Genomic DNA, 21,327 nt, shown 5'->3' on the forward strand with positions numbered 1-21,327 from the left:
CAATCCGTATGATTCACTTGAGTTGCACTTTATTATGGAAGTTCACAATCAATGCTGTATTTGATTATCTTCTTGAGTTATATTCGCCAGTGTTAAATTTGGAAGAGCTTTCTTATATAATTCTAGTAAAGAATCATCAAAATTAAAACGCACTGTACAAACTCTATCAAAAATCATAGTTGCCTCTCTATCTTCTGTAGAAACGGGCCATTGCGGAATTCCTAGATGATTAGGATCTCCTGTCTCTGCAAAATGAATAACCGCATCAAACATCTGCTTTTCCAGTTTGTCTGAAATCTCTGGTATATTCGTTACAGGAACTAGCTCTGTATTATGAAATACAAATGGTATATCCGAACAATGCCATGCTGTCTTTCCATGCTGATAAGGAAATTCCAACGTAAAAAGATACGAATAGATTTTACCTCCTGATTTTGCAAACTCTTTTATAAACTTTTTAGTAGGACAACGAAATACTGTATCCAATGTAAGTAAATCAGCTAAATTTTTCTCTGGATAAACCTCCTGAAAAACATCGGATAATTCTTCTCCCCAGTCTCCAAATCTATCACCAATTCTTTTCATTAGTTCTTCTTTTGATATCTCATCCTTAAAAAAAGTCTGTGGTTTCATATAAAACTCTCCAAAGACGCTTCCTATCATAAGTGGTATCTTTGTAGCCTCTTTACGAAACCCTACATCTGGTCCTTCTCCTTTATAAAAATCATTAGGCTTCGGTGTACATCCAACATATTCACCTTCTGCTTCTAATTTAGGACTCACTTTATTATAAGCTTGAGCCAACTGAGCATAAGGAATGTCTTCTAGTTTCTCCACCTCATCTTCTGTAAAATTTAATTCTTCCAGTAATGCTGTAATCAAAGGTGTAGAATCTTTATCACTATATTTATATGATTTATCTGGAACACCACTCATAATAATTCCTTTTTGAAACAGTCCATCTGCTTCTTTCATCTGCATTAGACCGCTCACTTTCATACCTCCACCAGATTGTCCAAAAATTGTTACATTCTGAGGATTTCCACCAAATTCCTTTATATTTTCTTTTATCCACTTTAAAGCAGCAATTAGATCTTCCTGCCCTGCATTTGCAGAATCTGCGTATTTTTCACCATATTGAGACAAATCTAAATACCCAAGAATATTAAGCCTATGATTCACCGTAACGACAACTACATCTCCATACTTACTCATATTCTCTCCATTGTATGCTTTTTGCTCAATAGAACTTCCCATGGAAAATCCACCTCCATGGAACCATACAAGCACTGGCCTCATTGCCATTTTATCAAGGGATTGCGTCCATATATTTAAATTCTGACAATTTTCATTTTGAATCCAATATCTGTGTGGAACCATCAACTCACCATTTGGAACATCTTCTTGCAACATAGGACTTACATAACCATAAGAAGCGGCTTCCTTAATACCATCCCAACATTCAGGTTCTTCCGGTTTTTGAAATCTCTTAGCTCGAGCATATACAATCCCTTTAAAAATATAGGTTCCCCCACTCTGATATCCTCGAATCTTGCCTTGTTTAGTTTGAATAACTGGCAAATCATCATAATTAAATTGTTTTGTCATCTCTATTTCCATCCCTTTTCCAAATACTAAGTTAGGTTCTATGTTTACATAGAATACTTATTTGGATTTAATAACCTTATTTTCTGAATCACAAAATCAATCATCTCTTCTTTAATGTCATACATTAATTTGACTCCATTCCCCTCAAATTCCTGGTTATTAATCCGCTTTTCTATACTTTGATACATGGTACGAAAATACTCTGTCGCAATATTAAATTTGCTCATTCCTAAATTTACAGCTTCTTTTAACTGTTCTTCTGGAATATCAGAACATCCATGTAGTACCAAAGGAATATTTACCTTTTTTCGTATAGCATAAATTCTTTCTAAATCTAAATTCGGTGTTTTCACATACGGACCATGAGCATTTCCAACAGCAATAGCAAGTGAATCACAACCCGTCTGTTCCACAAATCTTACTGCATCTTCTACTTTAGTATAATAGTTCGTATTATCAATTGCGTCAATGCTATCTCCATTTCCAACATGTCCTAGCTCTGCTTCAACGTCAATTCCAAACACCTTAGCCACACGCACCACATTTTTAGTTAGTTCTACATTTTCTTGGAAAGGTTTCGTTGAACCATCTATCATAACTGAAGGAAATCCATCCCGAATCCCTCCTACTGCAATTTCATATGTTACAGAATGATCCAGATGTACTCCAACAGGAACAGATGCTTTTTCTGCCATATCGCAGGCTGCAAAAGCCAAATGCTTTAAATCTGTGTAGTCTGAAAATCCGGGATAAAACTGAACAATTATGGGAACTCTTTCTCTTTCTGCTGCTTCTATAACATATTTAACGGTTTCAATATTTAAAGTATTAATTGCAGCAACACCAAACCTATTTTCTGTTGCATATGTTAAAATATCTTTTACTTTTGCTTTAGGCATATTCTTCCCTCCTACAATGCACACTCTTCAATTTTACTATCTAAAATTTTCATTTCCTCTTCTGTTAATTTCCAGTCGAATGTCTTACAGTTTTCATCAGCATGCTCAATACTTCTAACGCCTACTAAAGCTGTACCTACATATTCTTTCTGGGTACTCCAATTTAATGCAACCTGTCCCACTGGTACATTATGACCATCTGCAATACTATCCATTACTTTTAGCAATTCCATAATTTTTGAAAATTTGGGTTCTTTATAAACATCATAAAAGTTTAAACGTAAATCATTTTTTTCAAAAGAAGGCATACTTCTTATTTTTCCAGAAAGAATGCCCGCTCCCATAGAACCATATGTCATAGAATCAATTCCTCTATCATATCCCCAAGACATCAAATCTTCAAACCCTCTATCGACCATAGAATATAATGGCTGCTGTACATCAATCTGAATATATTGTTCTGCTTCTTTTATCTGCTCTGCCGTAAAATTAGATACACCAACATAACGTATATAGCCTTTACGCTTCATTTCCCCCAACGCAGCCATAGTTTCATCTATAGGCGTATTTACATCTGGCCAATGAACAAAATAAAAATCTATATAGTCTGTTTCCAAATTCATCAAAGAACTTTGAATTTCTCTCATAGCATTTTTATAACTCGTATCTTTTTTATATCCATGTGTATAGATATCCGGAATCAAGCCAAACTTTGTGGAAATTAACACCTGTTCCCTTGGAATTTCTTTCAAAACTTCTCCTACAATTTTTTCTGAAGTTCCATTTCCGTAGCAGGGAGCTGTATCAATAAGATTTACTCCCTTTTCTATCATTCTTCGAATTGCACAAATAGCTTCGTTTTTATCCACTTTTCCATAGTTTTGACCTCCGATTGCCCAAGTCCCTACCGCTAACTGTGATACTTCGATCTCTGCATTTTTAAATTTTTTATATCTCATTTTTCACACCCCCTTGTAATCCTTATCTGCTCTCCTGTTTCCAACCTTCTACTCAACATATCATTCTTAAAAGTTCTTCCAGGTAGCATACAAACAATATGAACATCTTCTTTATCTACTGGATACTGTGTTCCATGAACAATCAGCGGATTCAATTTTACGAATGTTCCCTTTGGAACATAAAAAGCTTCTATACTTTCGGTTCTAAAATCTCTATCCATAATTCCTACAAAAATAATCACATCTCCATCTAGTGGAAGAAGTCCTTCACATGCATATTGATGTGCTTCGAGAAAAGAAATGATATTGTCGCTTTGTTTTTTAACATGGCACACAGAAATTGTAGGTTGATTACCCTGGTTAAATTCTAACGCTACCACATCTGCAAAAAAACCCTCCTGAAAAATAGATTTCTTTTTCAGTTCACTCTCATCTAGTAAATCTAAAAATTCCCCATATTTTCCAAAATTATCTTTTGTTAATTTTTGTACCTGAATCTCTCTCATAATACCTACTCCTATAAACTATAAATTCCTTGCTCATGAGCATTATCAAAATGAATTCCCAAATATCTAGATACCTCTCTCAAAACAGGTAAGTAGTGACCATAAACACAGCCTAAATGATGTATGTATGGGCCAAACATTAACTTTTCTTCCCAACGTTTCCAGTTATCAGTTTCCATCCATACATAAGTACCATTCGTCTTCGGTCCTGTTGTAGTTTTGGCTTCCCCCGCAAATAAATAATATTCTCCATCTATATCATCGAACCTACAAACTGTTAAATCACCTTGTTTTAATTCAAAGCGTTCTTGTCCATCTACTAATTTTGCCTCTACCCCATCTTTTTTCAAAGAATAAGGAAATGGACCGCAATGCCATAAAAGTTCTGCATTATCATTTTGAGGATGACGAATAGTCAAATCTGCTAAAAATTCTGATTCTTCAAATAAATTGCAAGCTCTTAAGATTGCCAGAGTAATGGCTCCATTTATATCTGTTTCACAGGAAAGAGGCATTCCATTATCTGCCATTTCTCCCAAAACAACGCAAGGGCACAACCCCATTAAAGTTGGAAAAGCAGACCAGCACTCAAATGCTGCCACAGAACAATTGTTTTCTTCCATTAATTCCTGAACTGCTAATTTTGTCGCACATATTTGTTGGAAATTTTCTCCATCAGGGAATTTTCTCACAAATTCCTCCTCATACTTTATATATTCTTTTCCTTTCTCCTCTAGAATTTTCCTAGCTCTGTTACAAATTTCTACTGGTGAAATAGGGACAGTTGTAATGCCGAACCTCTTAATCAAATTTGCTTCGTTAGTCATAACACTCATAAAAGGCACTGGACGTTCTCCTATTTTAGCAATTCGCAAAGTACGAAGAGATTTTAAAACTGCTGCTGTTCTAATAAATGTTTCATACCCTTTTACAAATTCTTCACTTTTCGTAGTACAATTATAAATGTAACTGTATTTCAAACCATAGCGCTGTAAAACCTTTGTAGCTGCAAACATACCGCACTGTGTATCTCTTCCCCTAGCCTCATCAGTATTCGGCCTTTCATCTCTTGGTCCCCATACCAAAATAGGTACTGTAAATTTAGAAGCAATCGCTGCCACTACTTGTTCTTCTCCAAAATCACAGAAAGGGAAAAATAATGCATCAATTTTTCTATTTTTCATTTTATCCACAATTGCGTTTACTTTGTCCATTTCGCAAACAATTCCATTCTCGCATATATCATCTATATCCACGATTTCTACTATAGAAGCTTTAATCTTCCGAATTTCTTCCATAAAACAATCCTTCTGACGTTTTGCTTCCACCATACTCAAAAAGCTTCTTTTATTTGGTACTACACCCAAAGTTAAAGTTTCCCTATACATACTCTAGCCCCCTGCCATACTTTTTTACTCTTTCATCAATTTCTCTGTAATCAATCTCGCCTGTTTCTAAAAAGTTATCTGTTACTTCCCAATTAGGAATTCCTGCTCTCCCTCCAATTCTGGTACATTTGATGGCAGATACTCCACTTGCGAATCTTGCAGCATCTTTAGGAGACAGGCCTTTAACTATTGCTGCTAAAAAAGCACCATGAAAAACATCCCCTGCTCCCACCGTATCCTTTACATCTACATCAAAAGCAGGAATTTCAAAAAATCCTTCTTTGCTGATCCCCGCACAGCCCTTTTCTCCGAATGTAAAAATCACAATTTCTGGTCCCTTATTATATAAATATTCGCAATTTTCTTTTACGCTTTTTCCAACTTCTAACATCTTTTCGTAAACAAATTCTGAGCCAATAAATATATCTATCCAAGAAATAGCATCCAACAATTCATCTGTATAAGAGTCAGCATCCATAAAAATTTTGCTTCCTTTTTGTTTTGCCATTTGAGCTGCTTTTTTCGTCACCGAATCTAAGTTGGCCATATAAAAATAACTAGAATTTGAAATATATTCTATATTCAATTCTTCCTCTGTCATACATTCTGCGCTTCCTGGATAAAAAACAAAACTTCGTCCCATAGAACCTTCGTCACTAATTACAATATCAAAATTAGTTGTTCTATTTTTTCTCACACACATTTGTTCTGTATCAATTCCATGGTCTTGAAAATCTCTGAGACAAAAAGTTCCATATTTATCATCTCCAACATTTCCCATTATTCCACAGCAAAGCCCCAATCTTGCCGCTGCTACCATACCGGAAGCTACTTTTCCTCCTCCTTGCCAACTCAAATTCTGTATCCTCTCTGCTCCATTAGGTTTTGGAAAGCACCTAACATTTACTGCAAGATCTACGCAAGGGCTATCCAATCCGATCACATCAAATTTCACACACATCCCCTCCATTTCTTTGCTCTCGATTTTTCCAGAAATATACAATCAAAGCACATATCGTCATTAAAGTAATAATTCCTGCCATAAGTAAATACCCTTTTTCATATCCTAGTAGGTGAATTAACTTTCCTCCTACTAAATTTCCAACAATGGCTCCTAATCCAAGCTGTACAACATTTAGTACACTTTGTCCTTTTGTTTGATATTTTTCATACACACAAGTACTAATATATACCGCACAACTATAATACATAGTCATATATGTAACTCCTTGTAACAGTTGAGCCAAAACTATTCCAATAATTCCACTTCTTATTGGAAGAAGAATTCTAATTCCCATAAGAAAACAAGATAAAAATAAAATCTTTATTGTTCCATACTTTTTAAGCATTCTGTTTATATAAAATAACACTGGAACTTCGCTTAATGCTGAAATGCTATTTATAACCCCAATGGTTGACTGTGTGTAACCTTTTTCAAGAATATACGGCCCAATAAAACCCGTATAAAAGCTCAAGCCCATCTGACTTATAAACGCTAACCCCAAAACTATATACACATCTCGATTTTTAAATATCCTGTTTTGCTCATTTTCTTGAACAACTTCATTTATTACTATCTGCCCATTTCTTTCCTCTTTTAATCCTATACAAAAACAAAACAAAATCATATAGGCGAAAAATGCAAATACAAATTGCATCTGTGGTCTTGTCTTTAAGTACATTCCTGCACAAATTGTCATAACAGCATATCCTAGAGTTCCTCCAAGACGAATAATTGAATAGGAATATCCTTCTTTTAAGGAGCGAGCAATCAAAATTGCGTCACTTAAGGGAATTACGGCTGTGGTAAAGGAAGTTACCACAACCGTTGCAAAAAACATACAAAGAAAACTATTTCCCAGATAGTATAAAAGCATGCTAAATCCACTTCCCACTATTGCAACCAGAAGAACCTCTTTTCTTTTGCCCGTCCTATCACTAATTTTTGCCCAAAACCTCTGTATTAACAAAACAACACACGGACCAATCATCAAAAGAATCCCTATCTTCTCAGCATCAATTCCTTTCTGTGCATAATAAGCAGATAAAAAAGGTGTATAAAAACCGCTGGCAATATAAATAATTGCATTTATGCTGAACAGATATAAAATAGTTCTCTCTTTATTCAAATTTTGCCTTAACTCCTTTTTATTTTTCTAAAGCAATCTTATAGTATCCTTCTTTTTCCTTTTTGATTTCCCAGTTCTGTCCATTTACCACAGCGTTGTCCAAACATTTTTCTGCGTATACAGTAAAATAGCTGGCATCCATATCCGTGTTTATAAACAAGGTTCCCTCTTCTATCTTTGCTTTCAAATTCTGTACGTTACCATCATCAATATACGTGTCTCTAATTTCATCTTCACAAAATAATATGACATCTAAATTTTCGTACTTTTCTTCAATATTCTCTGGAATCTTGGTTAACATTGGAATCATTTTATTTTGACGAATAAACACTGGAATCTTATCTAGTTCAATTTTTCTCTTAACCCATCTACCGCCTTTTATTCTTTCATGCGTAAACAAATCAATCCATTGTCCATTTGGCAAATATACATCTATTTCATCCTCCTGATCAAATACTGGTACAACCAAAAGAGAATCTCCTAGAAAATATTCCAACTCTACATTACGGGCACTTCTATCCTCTGGATATTCCATTACTACTGGCCTAATTACAGGAATATCTGAGAGGTGTGTTTTATAAGTTGTACTGTACAGATACGGTAATAATAAATGTCTTATATCATTAAATTTCTTAAAAATCTTTTCTGCTTTTTCTCCAAAATTCCAGGGTTCTCTTGGTGTTTTCCCATGACATCGGCTAAGTGAATTAAAAAATCCAAACTGACAACTTCTAATATACTCCTCATCTGTAGGAACACATTCATACCCTTCATGATCTGTATTATAGAATCCCCCCATATCAAATCCCCAAAAAGGAATTCCACTCATAGAAGCACTTAAGCCTCCTCTAAGAATACATGCATGATTATTTAAATGGGTAGATGAATCTCCTGCCCACGCTGCTGGAATAGTATGAGAGCCTGCATATCCACTTCTTCCCCAAAGCATTGGAAGTTCTCCTAAAGGGATTTTCACCTCTGCCATAATATCATAAATTGTTTTGGCATATAAAAATGTTAGTTTATTATGTCCCTGAATTCCTGTAGAACCATCAAAATAAACCGCATCTTCTGGAACAGCTTCTGAAAAATCAGTTTTTACTGCTCCAATGCCCATACTAACAACTGACCTTACTTTAGGCTTGTACCACTCTATAAAATGTGGGTTTGTAAAGTCAAAGCATCCTACCTTTGAGGTACTTGTTGCCGTAGAATAAAATCTGCTTGTAACACCTTTTGTATTTTTTACCAAAAATCCCTTTTCTTCTGCTTCTTTAAAATATTTTGAATTCTCATCAATATAGGGGAAAATCCAAAGACAAAGGTGGATTCCCTCCTTTTTTAACTTGTAAATCATTTCTTCTGGATTAGGAAATCTTTCATAGTCCCAGACCCAAGCGCCTGCGTCACCTTCTTTCTGCCATCCATCGATATGTATTACATCAATCTTAATATCCCTTTCTTTAGAAATCTTTACTACTTCATAAATTTCATCTTGAGTTTGATATGAACATTTTGACATCCAAAGTCCCAGAGCCCACTTGGGAATCATAGGAATTTTTCCAGTTTGATTTATATAAGACTTTAAGAGTGCCTTATAATCATTTCCCATCCAAATGACATAGTCTAAGACTTTATCTTCTACGCTCATGTTATATGCCACATTTGAAAAACTACCCATCTCAAATTTCGACCTTGTATAAGTATTTAACAGAATAGCATATCCCCTACTACTCATGAAGAAAGGATGATTTTTATAAGATTTTTCCGTATTCGTGCTTAGAGCATCCGTTTGCCAACAATTAATAGTCTGTCCTCTCTTACCAAAATCCGTAAATTTTTCTCCGAAACCGTAGAATTCTTCATCTGCATATAAATACATTGTTTCATTAACGCCAATAATCTCTTTATTTTCATCATAAGTGAATCCTACAGGCAAATTTTTACACATATTATCCACATTGGAATCTTTAATCTGCTCTTTTGTTTTTAACTTTCCATCAAGATAATAGCTAACTTCCCACGGATATTTCCTAACCCTAGCTTCTATCTTCCCTTTAGATATAGAAATAAATTCTTCGTTTTCCGTTATATTTACACCATTCTGTCCTTCTAACTGATATATACTATTATCAAAAGGATGCTCATTTCCAGGCGTATACATACGAAAACGAAATGCGGTTTCCCCAACACATTGAATGAACACTTTTACTGTGTTCTCTTTGTAAGTATCTACTACAAATTCTACTCCATCTGTTCTCTCTGTATAACTTTTTATACCTGTTAAAAAATCAAAATTGTGATGGAATATTGTTTGTAAATACCCCAACTGTGGATTATAGCTTACTTCTACTTTTTTACCCATATGTTACCTCCTAATTACCTTTCTTGACTTTCTTGACTTTCTTGACTTTCTTGAATTTGATTTTAGCATAATAAAGGACGCAACTTTATGAATATTTTTACTTGCAAAATATAACTTTTTTTCCTTATTTTTACTCGATTTTTTTCCTCGCTCGATACTCTTCTGGCGTTAATCCATAACTTTTTTTGAATGATTGAATAAAATGAGAAACGTCATTATATCCCACTTCAAATGCTATAAAACTAATCTTCATATCCTTATTTTCTAACAATGTTTTTGCCTTTTTTAAACGATATTGAATTAAATATTTCGAAAAATTCATTCCTGTTTCTTGGCTAAATAATCTACTACAATAAGAATAATTCACAAAATATTTATTTTCAGCTAACTCTCTTAAAGAAATATTTTTATAATAATTATCTTCTACATAATGAACAATTTCTTCAACAATTTTACTTTTTTTCTTTGTATTTTCTTTTCCGCTACATATCACTATTACCATTTCTTTCAGATAGTTTTCCAGCTCCTCAATATGTTTAAATTTGTACAAATCATAACGTCTGGAAAACATAACTTTTATATCTTTTAATTCTTCAATATCCTCATTTTGATATAATTCTGCATAATAATTCCCTAGAATTTTCAATATTTCTACAACTGCCATGTACAGTTTCTGTGCACTTTCTTCTTTAATGATTATATCCTCTAAAATACTGTGAATTACTTGATTAATTTCTTTTTCTTTTCTAGTTCTTACTATAGATTCTAGCTTAATTTCTGCTTCTTTTCCAATTCTTGCTTTATATCCGTCCATATTTTTATAAAAATATGCTCTATTCCATCCTTGTATCAATCTCTGATTTAAAGCATATAACGCCTCATTATAAGACTGATATATCTTCTCTTTAGATGAATATACTAGTCCTACACCCATAGTGATATTCATATGTTTACATGTACAAAAATACGATAACATACTTTCTACTTTCTCCTGAACAATCAGTTCATTATCCATACATTCTATTCCACTCAAAAGCATTACATATTCCTCATTAATTTTAGAAAAAAAGAAATCCTTTATGAACCCTCTATATTTTTCCTGAATGATTCTATTCACTAATTCTACATCTGTCACCAGTTCTTCTTCTTGCATCACAACTATACAGAATTTTTCTTCTTGATGTATTGCATTATAACTAAAAAATTCTTTATACAATTCTTCGTGAGCCACGATTGTCTTCACAGGGAAATAATTTTTGGCTGCCTCCCATTGATAATAATTCTTAATTTTTTCTTGATTTCGACTCTTCTCTTCCTGTTTCTCTAAAACCTTTTTTACTGGTGGCAAAAGATTTTCTTTATAAATGGGTTTTACGATATAATCTTTTACATTATAGCGAAGTGCCTCTCTTACATAATCAAAATTTTCAAAGGCAGTCAGAATAAGAATATCTATTTCAGGTCTATGTTTATGTAAATATGAGGCCAGTTCCAATCCTCCCATTTTTTTCATTTGTATATCTGTTATAACCAATGCAATATCTTTATATTCTTCTATTAATTCTATGGCCTTCATTCCATTTACTGCTTCTCCACAAACCTGAATGTCCAAATCGCTTTCTTGTAAGATTTTGACAATACTTTTTCTTGCATAATACTCATCTTCTACTACTAATATTTTTTTCATTTATCTTTATTCTCCTCTTCCAGATTTTCAATTCCAAGCAATAGTTGTATCTCCGTTCCTTTATCTGTCTTATTAACTTTCACTCCATATTTTTCCCCATAGTAATTTTTAATTCTAGTATTTACATTATTTATTCCAATGCTTTTTTCTTCCTCATCAATATAAGAAATTCTTCTTGTTCTCTCGCAAAGAATTCTATTTAATTCTTCTCTTTTTTCACTATCAATCCCACAGCCATTATCTTTTACGAGTATTACAATATCATTTTCACATTTGAACGCCTTAATCCAAATTTTATTGTCATTTTCATCCATCGTAAATCCATGTTCAAAAATATTCTCAACAATAGGCTGTAAAATAAATTTCACAATTCTTACTTGCTCAATCTGTCTTTCTATCTCATATTCTACGCTAAAACAATCATGAAAACGTATTCTCTGAATTTCTAGATATGCCTTTACCATTTCCACTTCCGTCTTTAAGGAAACAAAACGACTACCTTTTACATTGTATTGCATAATACAAGAAAGATTTTTTGTGATTTCCACAATCTCTGGAAAATCGCTAAGTTCCCCCATAGAAGCAATTAAATTTAATGTATTATATAAAAAGTGCGGATTAATTTGATATCGCAGCATTTTAGACTGAATTTTTCTTTGATTTTTATCATAAATAATTTCTCTTACCAGATATTCATTCATTTTATTTGCCATTTCATTGTAGTTTTCTATCACATTGGCAATTTCTCTTGTTAATTTCATATGTTCTAAATTTATAATTTGAAGTTGATCTCCTTTAGTATGGCTTATTTTTTTACAAAATTCTTCTAATGGTTCAATAATTTTTTTTGTATAATATATAGAAAAAGAAACCACTAATATCAATGCTCCTGAGAGAAATATACTATTCCACTTTATCTTTTGATCAACCTCTTCAAACATCCTTTCTTCTGGTATTACTTGAATAATTTTCCATCCGGAAAGCATGTTCTGTCTGGAACTTATATAAAAATTTTTTCCTTTACTCTGAAATGTATCTACTATTAGATTTTCTTTTATCATTTTTTGACTTTTATCAAAAATATATCCTTTTTCTTCTTTCTGATATAAATCTTCTCCGATATGAAACAGTTCCTGTTCCTCCGCCAAAATAAAACACTCACCGCTATTTTCATAAAAACCATTTTCTAAAATACTTTGAAATGTTTTATAGTTAATATCAACTGCTAAAAGAGCAATAGGCATATTTCCATACGTGTATAAAGGATATAAAAAAGTTAAAATATTCGCGTTATCCCCCTGTAAGCCCCCATAATAATATTCATCCTCTTTTCCTTCAAACAGCATCCACTCTTTTGTCATGTTTCTAATGGTTTTGACATATTCTTCTGGTATAGATGTATCCGTACAATAAATGTTTCCATATTTATTTAGTATGGTAGCTCTCAAAATAAGTGTGTCCATAGAAGCAATATGTTTTAATGCATTGTCCATGTAATTCTGGTTTTCGAATTTTGTACCGATATCATTTTTTTCATTATTTTTCAGCAAAATATTTCTAGCATAGTTATCCGTACAACAAATTTGTTTTAGTCCTTTTATATTATTTAAAGATATAGTAATCATATCGTCTATCCGCTCCCCAGCGGTCTTCATTTTCAAAACTTCAGCTTGTCTAATTTTTTTTATATTAATTCCATACACAGCAAGATTTACTATAGAAATTGCAACGGTTATCACCAAAATCACACTTACAAAAGTGCTTCTAAAAGAACGCTTTTTCATTTGTTACTACCTTTCTATCAATTTTTTATCTTCTTTGTAAAGCAAAAACAGGAAGGGTGTCAGTAATTTCTGACATCCCTTCCTAAATATTAAGACTTTACAGCTCCTTGTGTCAAACCCGAAACAATATGCTTCTGTGCACAAGCATATGCTATCAACACTGGAATCATAGCAATAAGGTAAGAAGCAAATGCTAAGTTATAATCAAACGAATATTGTGATTTAAAATTATATTGAAATAATGGCAATGTCCACATATCCTGTGACTGATTTAATATTAATAAAGGCATTTGAAAATCATTCCATACCCATAGTGCATTTAACACAAAAATAGTTGCTAGAATGGGTTTAATCATAGGAAGCACTATTTTCACATAAGCCTTTACCGTACCACATCCATCAATATAAGCAGCTTCTTCCAAATCTCTAGGTACAGACCTGATATAATTCACAAGTAAAAATACCCCTTGAGAAGATGCCAATGTAACACACATAATGATCAAGCCAGGTATATTACATAATTTTAATTTTGCAAGATATTTTACTAATGGTACCATAATAACTTGAAATGGTACAAAAATACCAGCCAAAAGATAAAAATACATAGTCTTATAATACCTTTTTTCCATATTTCGTGCTATTGCATAAGAACACATTGGAATCAAAACCATAATAAGAAATACAGATACCAAGGTCACCACTGCTGAATTCCTAAAAAACACAAAATAATTTGCTTTTTGAAGAACATTTACAAAATTTCCTAAATAAAAACTCTGCGGAAAGGAAAAAAAGCTTTGAGAAGATTCCTGTGGTGTCTTTAAAGCGGTAATGATAGTAAGATAAAAAGGATAGAGAATAACTATCATTCCTGTAATCAATAAAACATAGGACAATATCTTTAATATTCTGCTGCTTTTACTTCTTTTCATCTTACTCACCTACCTGTTTATTACTTGTCAATCTCAGTGAAAATGCCGATACAACCCCCACGATTACAAATAAAATCATAGATTCCGCCACTGAAGTGCTAAATTTTCCTTCATTGATCGCATGGCGATATATCAATAACCCTACTGCCTCTGTTGACTGTGCAGGCCCTCCATTAGTCATAACTTTAATATAGTCAAATACCGTCAAGCCGGCTTTTGCTTGTGTGATAATTACCATATTTAATACTGGAATTAAGTACGGTATAATCACATTCCAAAATCTTGCCCAATTTCCAGCTCCATCAATCGTTGCTGCTTCCAAAAGATCCTTCGGTACACTCTGCAATCCTGCTATAAAAAGCACTGTAGGAATCGCACAGCCCTGCCAAATATTTACCACCATAATAGCAATAGCCGCCAGTTTAGGATTTCCAAGAGGGCTTGTAGACAACGCCTCTATATTCAACATTTCGCCTATAACTGGAACTGCTCTATAAAATAACTCATTCCAAATCAATCCAACAGTGACCATGCTTATGACTGCTGGAATAAAATAAATAGAGCGAAAAAGAGTAGATAATCTCCTAATTCTGTTTAACGCCAATGCTATCGTAAGAGGAATGACTATAAGAAGTACCACTAATGCTATCGTATACCCTATATTAAACCATAGGGCTTCCCTAAATCTTTCGTCAGTCAATACTTTTACATAATTCTTCAGGCCAACAAACGTATAATCTTTAGAAATACCATTCCAATCTGTAAAGCTATAATACACTCCAATTAACATTGTTACTAAAAAGAATATTGTATATAAAATTACAGTTGGCAATGTAAAAGCAAACATAATACGATTCTTCTTTGATTGTGAGCGCATTTCTTTTATTTCAGTTTTACTTATCCTCTTCATTCACAACACCTTCTTAACAATCACTTAGAATCTTCTACTGCTTGATTCCAGTCATTTGTCATTTCTTTTAAGAATGCATCTACATCCTTATCCAATAATACATTCTGGATTTTTCCTCTTTTTGTATCTTCAAATCCTGTTGGAGGATATGCTCCATCTGCTTCAAATCCATTTGCTTCTACATAGTCAAAAAATGGCTGGAACTGAGGAACTTCCGCTTTTACTCCTGTTACACAAGATGGGCTCTTGTCATTATCTGTATAAATCTGAGCCCCTTCTGCAGAAAGTGCAAAAGATAAAAATTTATCAATGGCTTCCATTTTTTCCGGTTCATCTGCTACCTTTGCATTTACACAAAAACCTGTATCTACAGCCTGTGTTGCAATCGGTTTTCCATTATCATTCGGAAGAATAGTAAATTCTACATTAAAATCTGGATTTGCACTCAAAAATGATGGTAATGTCCAACTTCCTTGAAGAAACATCCAGCCTTCTCCGTTTGCAAAGTCATTAATCGCCTGGTCATAACCAAGTGCAAGTGAATCTTCATTAGCATAATCCAACAATTGAATCATTTTTTCTACACCGCTTTTATATTCTGGAATTGTCTCAAAAGACTCTTCTCCTGCTTTCATCTTTTCAAATTCGTCTTCATGGCTTCCTAAATCTCTTGCTTCAATATTAGACCACAAATTAGAAACCGTCCAAGAGTCCTTATTTGGTAAAATAAATGGTGTTTCTCCTTTCGCCTTAATTTCTTCAGCAAGAGCAATTAATTCATCCCATTTGGTAGGCATAGTATAGCCAGCCTCTTCAAACTTATCTTTATTGTAATAAACTCCCATAAAATTGACATTGTATGGAGCTATGTAATTTTTTCCGTCTTTTGCTTTTACAGCATCCAGATACTTGCTATCTATATTTTTCATATAATCCTTTTCTGATAAATCCAACAGCAATCCTTCATCCTCAAACTGCACAAATTGTGCATCTGTTGGCCAATGATTCATCATATCTGGAAGACTATCACTGCTAGCTCTTGTCATCAAAACTTCCTGAGCATCTGGAACCACATTCTGTTTAATGACAATATCTGGGTTTTCTTTCTCAAATGCTTCAATTACTTTGGTATAGCTTTCTGCTGCTTCACGTTTTACTTGCACAAATTCAATTTCTACCTTACCTGAAGATTTTTCTTCACTCTTTCCTGAATCTGTCTCGTTTTTCTGTCCGCATCCAACAACAAACGTTGAAGCCATTGCCAAACACAATGTCACTGCCAAAATTTTTTTCTTCATACTTTCGTCCTCCTTAATGTTTTCGGTAGTGTCAAGTAAATCGCCCCAAAATCGCCCCAAATCCAGTAAAATCAAGGGTTCCAAGGCTGTAGAACCTTTACCTCCCCTTTCTTTGGCTTGGGTGACCAAAATTTTGCGTCGGAAGACCAGTCAAGGCCGGGCTAAAAGCCCGTTAAATTCAGCCTTGATAGGGCTTCCGTAAGCAAAATACAATCGGTCAACCCAATGGAAAGGGGAACGATTTTTTCGTATTCTGTTTGACACCACCATGTTTCCTTTGATGAATAAAATTATATCACTTGTATATTTTTACTCATATAAATTCTTTTACTCTATACACTTTGCATATATAATTTTTTTTACATTTTTCATTTGATAAAATAATATCTATAACTGAGCAATTGAAATCACAATAAATACAGCTAAAAGAACAGAAAATAAAAAGAGAATTTGTTGCTTCTTTACAACTCAAATTATTTTTTAAGCAACAAACTCTCTTTTATTTCTTACCAACTATAAATGAGCAAATACTGAAATTTGCACAAAATTACCCTACCATTTCTAAAACAGCTTCAAGTGATGCTCCACTTTTAATGAAAGAATGAAGATTCATCAACTGTTCTGTTTTTATTTGTTCCTGGAAATAGCGGTATCCTTCTTCAAAAGTACAGTATTTTCCAGAATGCATACAACACATATAATGAGCCAATGACATAATCAGCCAGTAACGCTGAATTCCCATCCGGGAGCGGATTTGATATTTATCCAGGGCGAGTTTTCCTTCATACCGATACACGTAGAATTCACGACCGCCAACGGTCACAAGGCTGACGTCAGAATCCGTTTTCTTTAAATGAAGGACAAATCCGCTGACTTTCCGGCGAATTCCACATGGATAGATAATCCTGTTGGTTTTTAAGGCACCAATGGTGTAAAATCCTTTTCGTATAAAACTGTCCATGACTTTTGCAGAAGTGTACCAACTGTCACAAAGAAAGTAAGAGATCACAGGTGCCACAGGAAGTTCTTCCGCAATCTCCTGTACAATTCGGATTTTTGATTTTGATCTGTCGTACAGGATAACTGCATAGTTCAAGATGATGCCGTTACAGGATAACATGACAGAAACGACCTGATGCCCATAATCCTGACAGCCCTTTAAATGAGACTGATGGAAATACGCCGCTTCAATAGGATGCAATGCCTGTGACGAGGGCTTTGTATGCGAAGCGGTTGTAGTTCTGTGCTGACAGCTGACTTCAGCGAAATCAATGGTTTTTCCTCGATAACCACACAAGAAAATCGAGACCATGATAGTCATTAAATGGTTGTGGTACACATCGGATAAAATTAATCCGAGTTTTAAAGATTTAAAGTAATTATAAATATGATTAGAATGATGTATACTGTTTGCAACAGGCATCCCCTTGTTGTATGTGTAAGATTGTTTTGTCGTTATTACAATTATACATCATTCAATAGAGGGTGTCTTTATTTTGTGCAATATTTGGGATTTACTCATTCATAGATTAAAATTAACTAATTAGCATTACTCTATCCGATAAATTATACCATATCCCCCACTTTATTACCACCCGGGAATTATACCTAACTATAGCCCGTAACCTCCATTTCTTCGTATAACTCTTACTATACTATCCTCCCACCACCCCTTATTAGACGTTTCCACCCGTCTCCCGGTTTTAAAAAGCCAAAAATTTTCTGTTTTCGAACCACGTTTCCCAAAACCCACCATTCCAACTCATAATTTCCAGAAATCCGCCGATACTAATACCAGAACTTTAATTTCATCTGAAACCAGTTTTATCACATCATATTTACGAGGAGAAAGTTTATGAAAGCTACAGGAATTGTAAGAAGAATCGATGAGCTCGGGCGGGTGGTGATTCCGAAGGAGATACGGCGGACGTTGAAGATACGGGAATCGGAGCCTCTGGAGATTTTTACAGATCGGAACGGGGAGATTATTTTGAAAAAATATTCGCCGATCGGGGAGATTTCGACCAGTGTGCATCAGCTGGCTGAGGCGGCGGCGAAGACATGCGGAAAGCTGTTTTGTATCTGCGATCAGGATCAGGTGATTGCGGCTTCCGGGCCGGAGAGTAAGAAGTATCAGGGGAAGCAGCTGAGTAAAGAAATGGAGAAGCGGCTCTTTGACCGGGATTTTATCCCGGAGAACAGCGTCTATTATCCGGTGACAGAGGAGGACACACACACGGAGCAGATACTGGTTCCGGTAACACGCGACGGGGATCCCATCGGTGCTGTGTGTTTTCTCGGCATGCGGCGTACGGATCCGATCGGAGATCCGGAAAAGAAAGTGGCTGAGATGGTAGCCCGGTATCTGACTCTTACCATGGATAACTGAAGACGATTCCGTTTCTGTCGTTATCATTTGTTGGACTTTTCGCTCTTGTTTTATATCCAGCAATGATATCTGCACAAAAACGAGGCGGCTCCGGCTTCTTTTTTTGCCGGCATGCCGCCTCATTTTATTTCTGCTCGTAACTGTTCAGTACCCTCACAGTTACGAGTCAAAATGCATTCCAAATCACCTTCGGTGATGGCATTTTGCCTTGTATGTCTCGGGATTTTGGCAAAAACATGCCAAAACACCTCGCGGGATACTACCTTCTGAATAGTTACTTCTGCTCATAATACTCTTCCAGTGTCAGTCCCGTAAGTGTCATATACAACGCCAATGACCTGGTTACATACCGGATATGCCAGGGTTCCCACCCATACCCGGTAATATGCTCTTTTCCTTTCGAATAACGCAGGATAAAGCCAAATAATGGCGCATACCGTTTCAGCCACAGGCCTTCCCGGGTTTCTCCGAAACGTTCATCCAACTTGTAATCAACCGCCTGACAGGAGACATCCAGTGCCAAACCTGTCTGATGTTCACTGGCTCCCGGCGGTGCTACCCACTGCACCGGAGTTTCACTCCCTTGGGGCTGCTCACGTAATTTCTTCCGGTAGAGTTCTTCCTGTCTTTCGTAACTTCGGTAGCCTGACACCCCACACAGATATATTCCTTCCTCTTTCCCTCTCGCAAAAAGCTCCTCCACAGCCTTTGCTGCATTGACTGCAAGCAATCTTTTCCTGTCCCCGACAGGTGCATCAAAGATGATTTCCGGCTCAACTAAAGTTTGCGGTATCGCATTTCTCGGTAAGCGATGTATACGGTTTACCAGAATCGTAGCGTCCATCTTTTCCCCTCCTTTGTTTCGCTGTTACGAAACCATCTGCATTCGTAACTGTTCAGTACCTTCACAGTGACTACTGAATAGTTACCTGCATTCTATGCAGCCAGAGGCCGAATTATGACCGGATGTATCATGACACGCGGCCTATGCTATTCTGTGATTACCGCAGTAATTACCAGTTTTCCACTGGTAAAACATATTTTAGGACAAAGCATGTGTCCTGGCACATTCTCGCGCCTCTTTTTTTCATTTACAGGACAGCAATTTTCGGTAAGTAAAAAAAGAGAGTGCAAACACGTCTCCCGTATTCTGCACTCTCTGTTCTCATTCTTCTATTAGTTTACCTGATACACATCCGCATATTTCATACCAAAGCCCAGTGCTTCGCTGTGGCTTCCCATGAAGATATCCACATGTCCGTATGCAGTTCCTCTGTCTTCTACGGTATAGATCTGACCATTGATAGAAAGTTTGGTTCCAAAAGGAACTCCTGCCATCGCAATGGTACGTCCCGGTGTCGGTGTGGTTCCGCTGGCTGTTCCGCCGCCGGACCATTTACCGCAACAGATGGAACAGCTGCAATATGCTGTCAGTTTGAATCTTCCCAGATATTTACCTTTGGAAGTATCAATCGTTGTATCTGTCGTACTGCTGTCACTCTTTGAAGTCGTTGTGCTTGTTGATGTAGTATTCTGTTTTTTCTCTGTTGCTGACGCTGCCTGCTGCGCTGCTTTCTGTTGTGCTGCCTTTTTGGCTGCCGCTTCTTCTGCCGCTTTTTTCTCTGCTGCTTCTTTTGCTGCCGCTTCCTGGGCTGCTTTCTCAGCTGCTGCCTGCTGTGCCGCTAATCTGGCTGCCGCTTCTTCCTCTTTTGCCTGACGAAGAAGGTTATTGATCGCATCTTCCTGGCTGCTGATCTTTGTCAACAGATCATTCTCTGCTGTCTGCTGACTCTGAATATCTTCCTGATATTCACGGATCTGCTGGTAAGTTGCCTCCACCAGTTCTTCTACTGCTGCCTGCTTGTCCGCACTCTCCTGCTGAAGAGCCATAATATCTTCTTTTTCCTGTGCCACCTGTTCCTCTTTGGTCTGAATGGCTTCTTTTGTTTCTTTGTATGTATCCAGCATGTCTCTGTCATACTTTGACATCTGGGAAATGTTCTCAGCCTGGTTTAAGAAATCCGAAATACTTCCGGACTCGAACAGCAGGTTCATATAATTGCTGGCTGAGTTTTCATACATATAGCGGATACGGAGTTTCATCGCTTCATACTGCTGTGCTTCGTCCGCTTTCGCATCTTCAAGGTCACTTTGCAGCTGTGTCAGTTCTTCCTGCTTCGCATCGTAATCATTCTGCAGTTTTTCCAGACTGCTGCGAAGATCGTTCAACTGTGTATTCAGATCTGCAAGATAAGTTTCTGATTCACCTTTTTTTGATTCCAGTTCCTGAATCTTTTCCTGGGTCTGTTGCAGGGAAGACTGATTCGCCTGCTGCTGTGCTTTCGCATTGGATATCTTCTCCTGCGTCGTAGCAGCTCCACCCTGTACCGCACTTCCCACAATAAGACATACGGAAAGTACCAGGCTTGTGATTCTTTTTCTTCTCATATTAATTCCTCTCACTTTCTCAGGCAAG

Annotated in this window: 17 protein-coding genes; 1 reads left to right on the forward strand and 16 read right to left on the reverse strand. The window is 35.7% G+C overall.

Annotated features, from left to right (window positions below; translation table 11 throughout):
• Positions 1–48 precede the first annotated feature (48 nt).
• From ETP43_RS14845 to ETP43_RS14910, 14 genes are all read right to left on the reverse strand, one after another.
• Positions 49–1,608 carry a carboxylesterase/lipase family protein gene (locus ETP43_RS14845; protein WP_129259635.1) on the reverse strand — a complete coding sequence of 520 codons (1,560 nt, stop codon included), beginning with the start codon at positions 1,606–1,608 and terminating at the stop codon, positions 49–51.
• 44 nt (positions 1,609–1,652) lie between these two features.
• Positions 1,653–2,507, reverse strand: a complete 855-nt coding sequence (locus tag ETP43_RS14850; RefSeq protein WP_129258965.1) for a class II fructose-bisphosphate aldolase — start codon at positions 2,505–2,507, stop codon at positions 1,653–1,655.
• An 11-nt stretch (positions 2,508–2,518) separates the two neighbouring features.
• The gene (locus ETP43_RS14855) at positions 2,519–3,466 is read right to left on the reverse strand and encodes an aldo/keto reductase (RefSeq protein ID WP_129258967.1); all 948 of its coding nucleotides are present in this window, start codon (positions 3,464–3,466) and stop codon (positions 2,519–2,521) included.
• Entirely contained in the window at positions 3,463–3,972 is a 510-nt protein-coding gene (locus tag ETP43_RS14860) for an ureidoglycolate lyase (RefSeq protein ID WP_129258969.1), read from the reverse strand. The genes ETP43_RS14855 and ETP43_RS14860 overlap by 4 nt, the downstream gene beginning before the upstream one ends.
• 11 nt (positions 3,973–3,983) lie before the next feature.
• Positions 3,984–5,360 (reverse strand): L-fucose/L-arabinose isomerase family protein, encoded by a 1,377-nt coding sequence (locus tag ETP43_RS14865; protein WP_129258971.1) that lies wholly within the window; start codon positions 5,358–5,360, stop codon positions 3,984–3,986.
• Positions 5,353–6,315: a carbohydrate kinase family protein gene (locus ETP43_RS14870; protein ID WP_129258973.1), complete on the reverse strand. Its 963-nt coding sequence runs from the start codon at positions 6,313–6,315 to the stop codon at positions 5,353–5,355. The genes ETP43_RS14865 and ETP43_RS14870 overlap by 8 nt, the downstream gene beginning before the upstream one ends.
• Complete coding sequence (locus ETP43_RS14875; protein ID WP_129258976.1) at positions 6,305–7,489, reverse strand: MFS transporter; 1,185 nt, start codon at positions 7,487–7,489, stop codon at positions 6,305–6,307. The genes ETP43_RS14870 and ETP43_RS14875 overlap by 11 nt, the downstream gene beginning before the upstream one ends.
• A 19-nt stretch (positions 7,490–7,508) precedes the next feature.
• The gene (locus ETP43_RS14880; RefSeq protein WP_129258978.1) at positions 7,509–9,854 is read right to left on the reverse strand and encodes a TIM-barrel domain-containing protein; all 2,346 of its coding nucleotides are present in this window, start codon (positions 9,852–9,854) and stop codon (positions 7,509–7,511) included.
• A gap of 130 nt (positions 9,855–9,984) precedes the next feature.
• Positions 9,985–11,541, reverse strand: coding sequence for a response regulator (locus ETP43_RS14885; protein WP_129258980.1), 1,557 nt, complete (start codon positions 11,539–11,541; stop codon positions 9,985–9,987).
• On the reverse strand, positions 11,538–13,325 hold the full coding sequence (locus ETP43_RS14890; protein ID WP_129258982.1) for a sensor histidine kinase: 1,788 nt from the start codon (positions 13,323–13,325) through the stop codon (positions 11,538–11,540). The genes ETP43_RS14885 and ETP43_RS14890 overlap by 4 nt, the downstream gene beginning before the upstream one ends.
• Before the next feature lie 89 nt (positions 13,326–13,414).
• Positions 13,415–14,254, reverse strand: coding sequence for a carbohydrate ABC transporter permease (locus ETP43_RS14895; RefSeq protein ID WP_129258984.1), 840 nt, complete (start codon positions 14,252–14,254; stop codon positions 13,415–13,417).
• Position 14,255: 1 nt separating this feature from the next.
• Complete coding sequence (locus ETP43_RS14900; protein WP_129258986.1) at positions 14,256–15,164, reverse strand: carbohydrate ABC transporter permease; 909 nt, start codon at positions 15,162–15,164, stop codon at positions 14,256–14,258.
• A gap of 20 nt (positions 15,165–15,184) precedes the next feature.
• Positions 15,185–16,462, reverse strand: coding sequence for an ABC transporter substrate-binding protein (locus tag ETP43_RS14905; RefSeq protein WP_129258988.1), 1,278 nt, complete (start codon positions 16,460–16,462; stop codon positions 15,185–15,187).
• Positions 16,463–17,009: 547 nt separating this feature from the next.
• Positions 17,010–17,885, reverse strand: coding sequence for a transposase (locus tag ETP43_RS14910; protein WP_243114309.1), 876 nt, complete (start codon positions 17,883–17,885; stop codon positions 17,010–17,012).
• A gap of 432 nt (positions 17,886–18,317) precedes the next feature.
• Here ETP43_RS14910 and ETP43_RS14915 point away from each other — a divergent pair, with 432 nt between their 5' ends.
• Positions 18,318–18,851: a stage V sporulation T C-terminal domain-containing protein gene (locus tag ETP43_RS14915; protein WP_129258990.1), complete on the forward strand. Its 534-nt coding sequence runs from the start codon at positions 18,318–18,320 to the stop codon at positions 18,849–18,851.
• A gap of 274 nt (positions 18,852–19,125) precedes the next feature.
• On the opposite strand, the gene ETP43_RS14920 is transcribed toward ETP43_RS14915, so the two are convergent.
• Both ETP43_RS14920 and ETP43_RS14925 read right to left on the reverse strand, forming a co-directional pair.
• Positions 19,126–19,695 carry a M15 family metallopeptidase gene (locus ETP43_RS14920; protein ID WP_129258992.1) on the reverse strand — a complete coding sequence of 190 codons (570 nt, stop codon included), beginning with the start codon at positions 19,693–19,695 and terminating at the stop codon, positions 19,126–19,128.
• 332 nt (positions 19,696–20,027) lie between these two features.
• Entirely contained in the window at positions 20,028–21,299 is a 1,272-nt protein-coding gene (locus ETP43_RS14925; RefSeq protein ID WP_129258994.1) for a PcsB-like coiled-coil domain-containing protein, read from the reverse strand.
• Between the last annotated feature and the right edge of the window lie 28 nt (positions 21,300–21,327).

This window comes from Blautia faecicola (assembly GCF_004123145.1).
GTDB classification, from domain to species: Bacteria; Bacillota; Clostridia; order Lachnospirales; family Lachnospiraceae; genus Oliverpabstia; species Oliverpabstia faecicola.

Coding starts and splice junctions, on each gene's coding strand:
- ETP43_RS14845 (WP_129259635.1), bottom strand. CDS start 1,608: ATGACAAAACAATTTAATTATGATGATTTGCCAGTTATTCAAACTAAA.
- ETP43_RS14850 (WP_129258965.1), bottom strand. CDS start 2,507: ATGCCTAAAGCAAAAGTAAAAGATATTTTAACATATGCAACAGAAAAT.
- ETP43_RS14855 (WP_129258967.1), bottom strand. CDS start 3,466: ATGAGATATAAAAAATTTAAAAATGCAGAGATCGAAGTATCACAGTTA.
- ETP43_RS14860 (WP_129258969.1), bottom strand. CDS start 3,972: ATGAGAGAGATTCAGGTACAAAAATTAACAAAAGATAATTTTGGAAAA.
- ETP43_RS14865 (WP_129258971.1), bottom strand. CDS start 5,360: ATGTATAGGGAAACTTTAACTTTGGGTGTAGTACCAAATAAAAGAAGC.
- ETP43_RS14880 (WP_129258978.1), bottom strand. CDS start 9,854: ATGGGTAAAAAAGTAGAAGTAAGCTATAATCCACAGTTGGGGTATTTA.
- ETP43_RS14885 (WP_129258980.1), bottom strand. CDS start 11,541: ATGAAAAAAATATTAGTAGTAGAAGATGAGTATTATGCAAGAAAAAGT.
- ETP43_RS14890 (WP_129258982.1), bottom strand. CDS start 13,325: ATGAAAAAGCGTTCTTTTAGAAGCACTTTTGTAAGTGTGATTTTGGTG.
- ETP43_RS14895 (WP_129258984.1), bottom strand. CDS start 14,254: ATGAAAAGAAGTAAAAGCAGCAGAATATTAAAGATATTGTCCTATGTT.
- ETP43_RS14900 (WP_129258986.1), bottom strand. CDS start 15,164: ATGAAGAGGATAAGTAAAACTGAAATAAAAGAAATGCGCTCACAATCA.
- ETP43_RS14905 (WP_129258988.1), bottom strand. CDS start 16,462: ATGAAGAAAAAAATTTTGGCAGTGACATTGTGTTTGGCAATGGCTTCA.
- ETP43_RS14910 (WP_243114309.1), bottom strand. CDS start 17,885: ATGCCTGTTGCAAACAGTATACATCATTCTAATCATATTTATAATTAC.
- ETP43_RS14915 (WP_129258990.1), top strand. CDS start 18,318: ATGAAAGCTACAGGAATTGTAAGAAGAATCGATGAGCTCGGGCGGGTG.
- ETP43_RS14920 (WP_129258992.1), bottom strand. CDS start 19,695: ATGGACGCTACGATTCTGGTAAACCGTATACATCGCTTACCGAGAAAT.
- ETP43_RS14925 (WP_129258994.1), bottom strand. CDS start 21,299: ATGAGAAGAAAAAGAATCACAAGCCTGGTACTTTCCGTATGTCTTATT.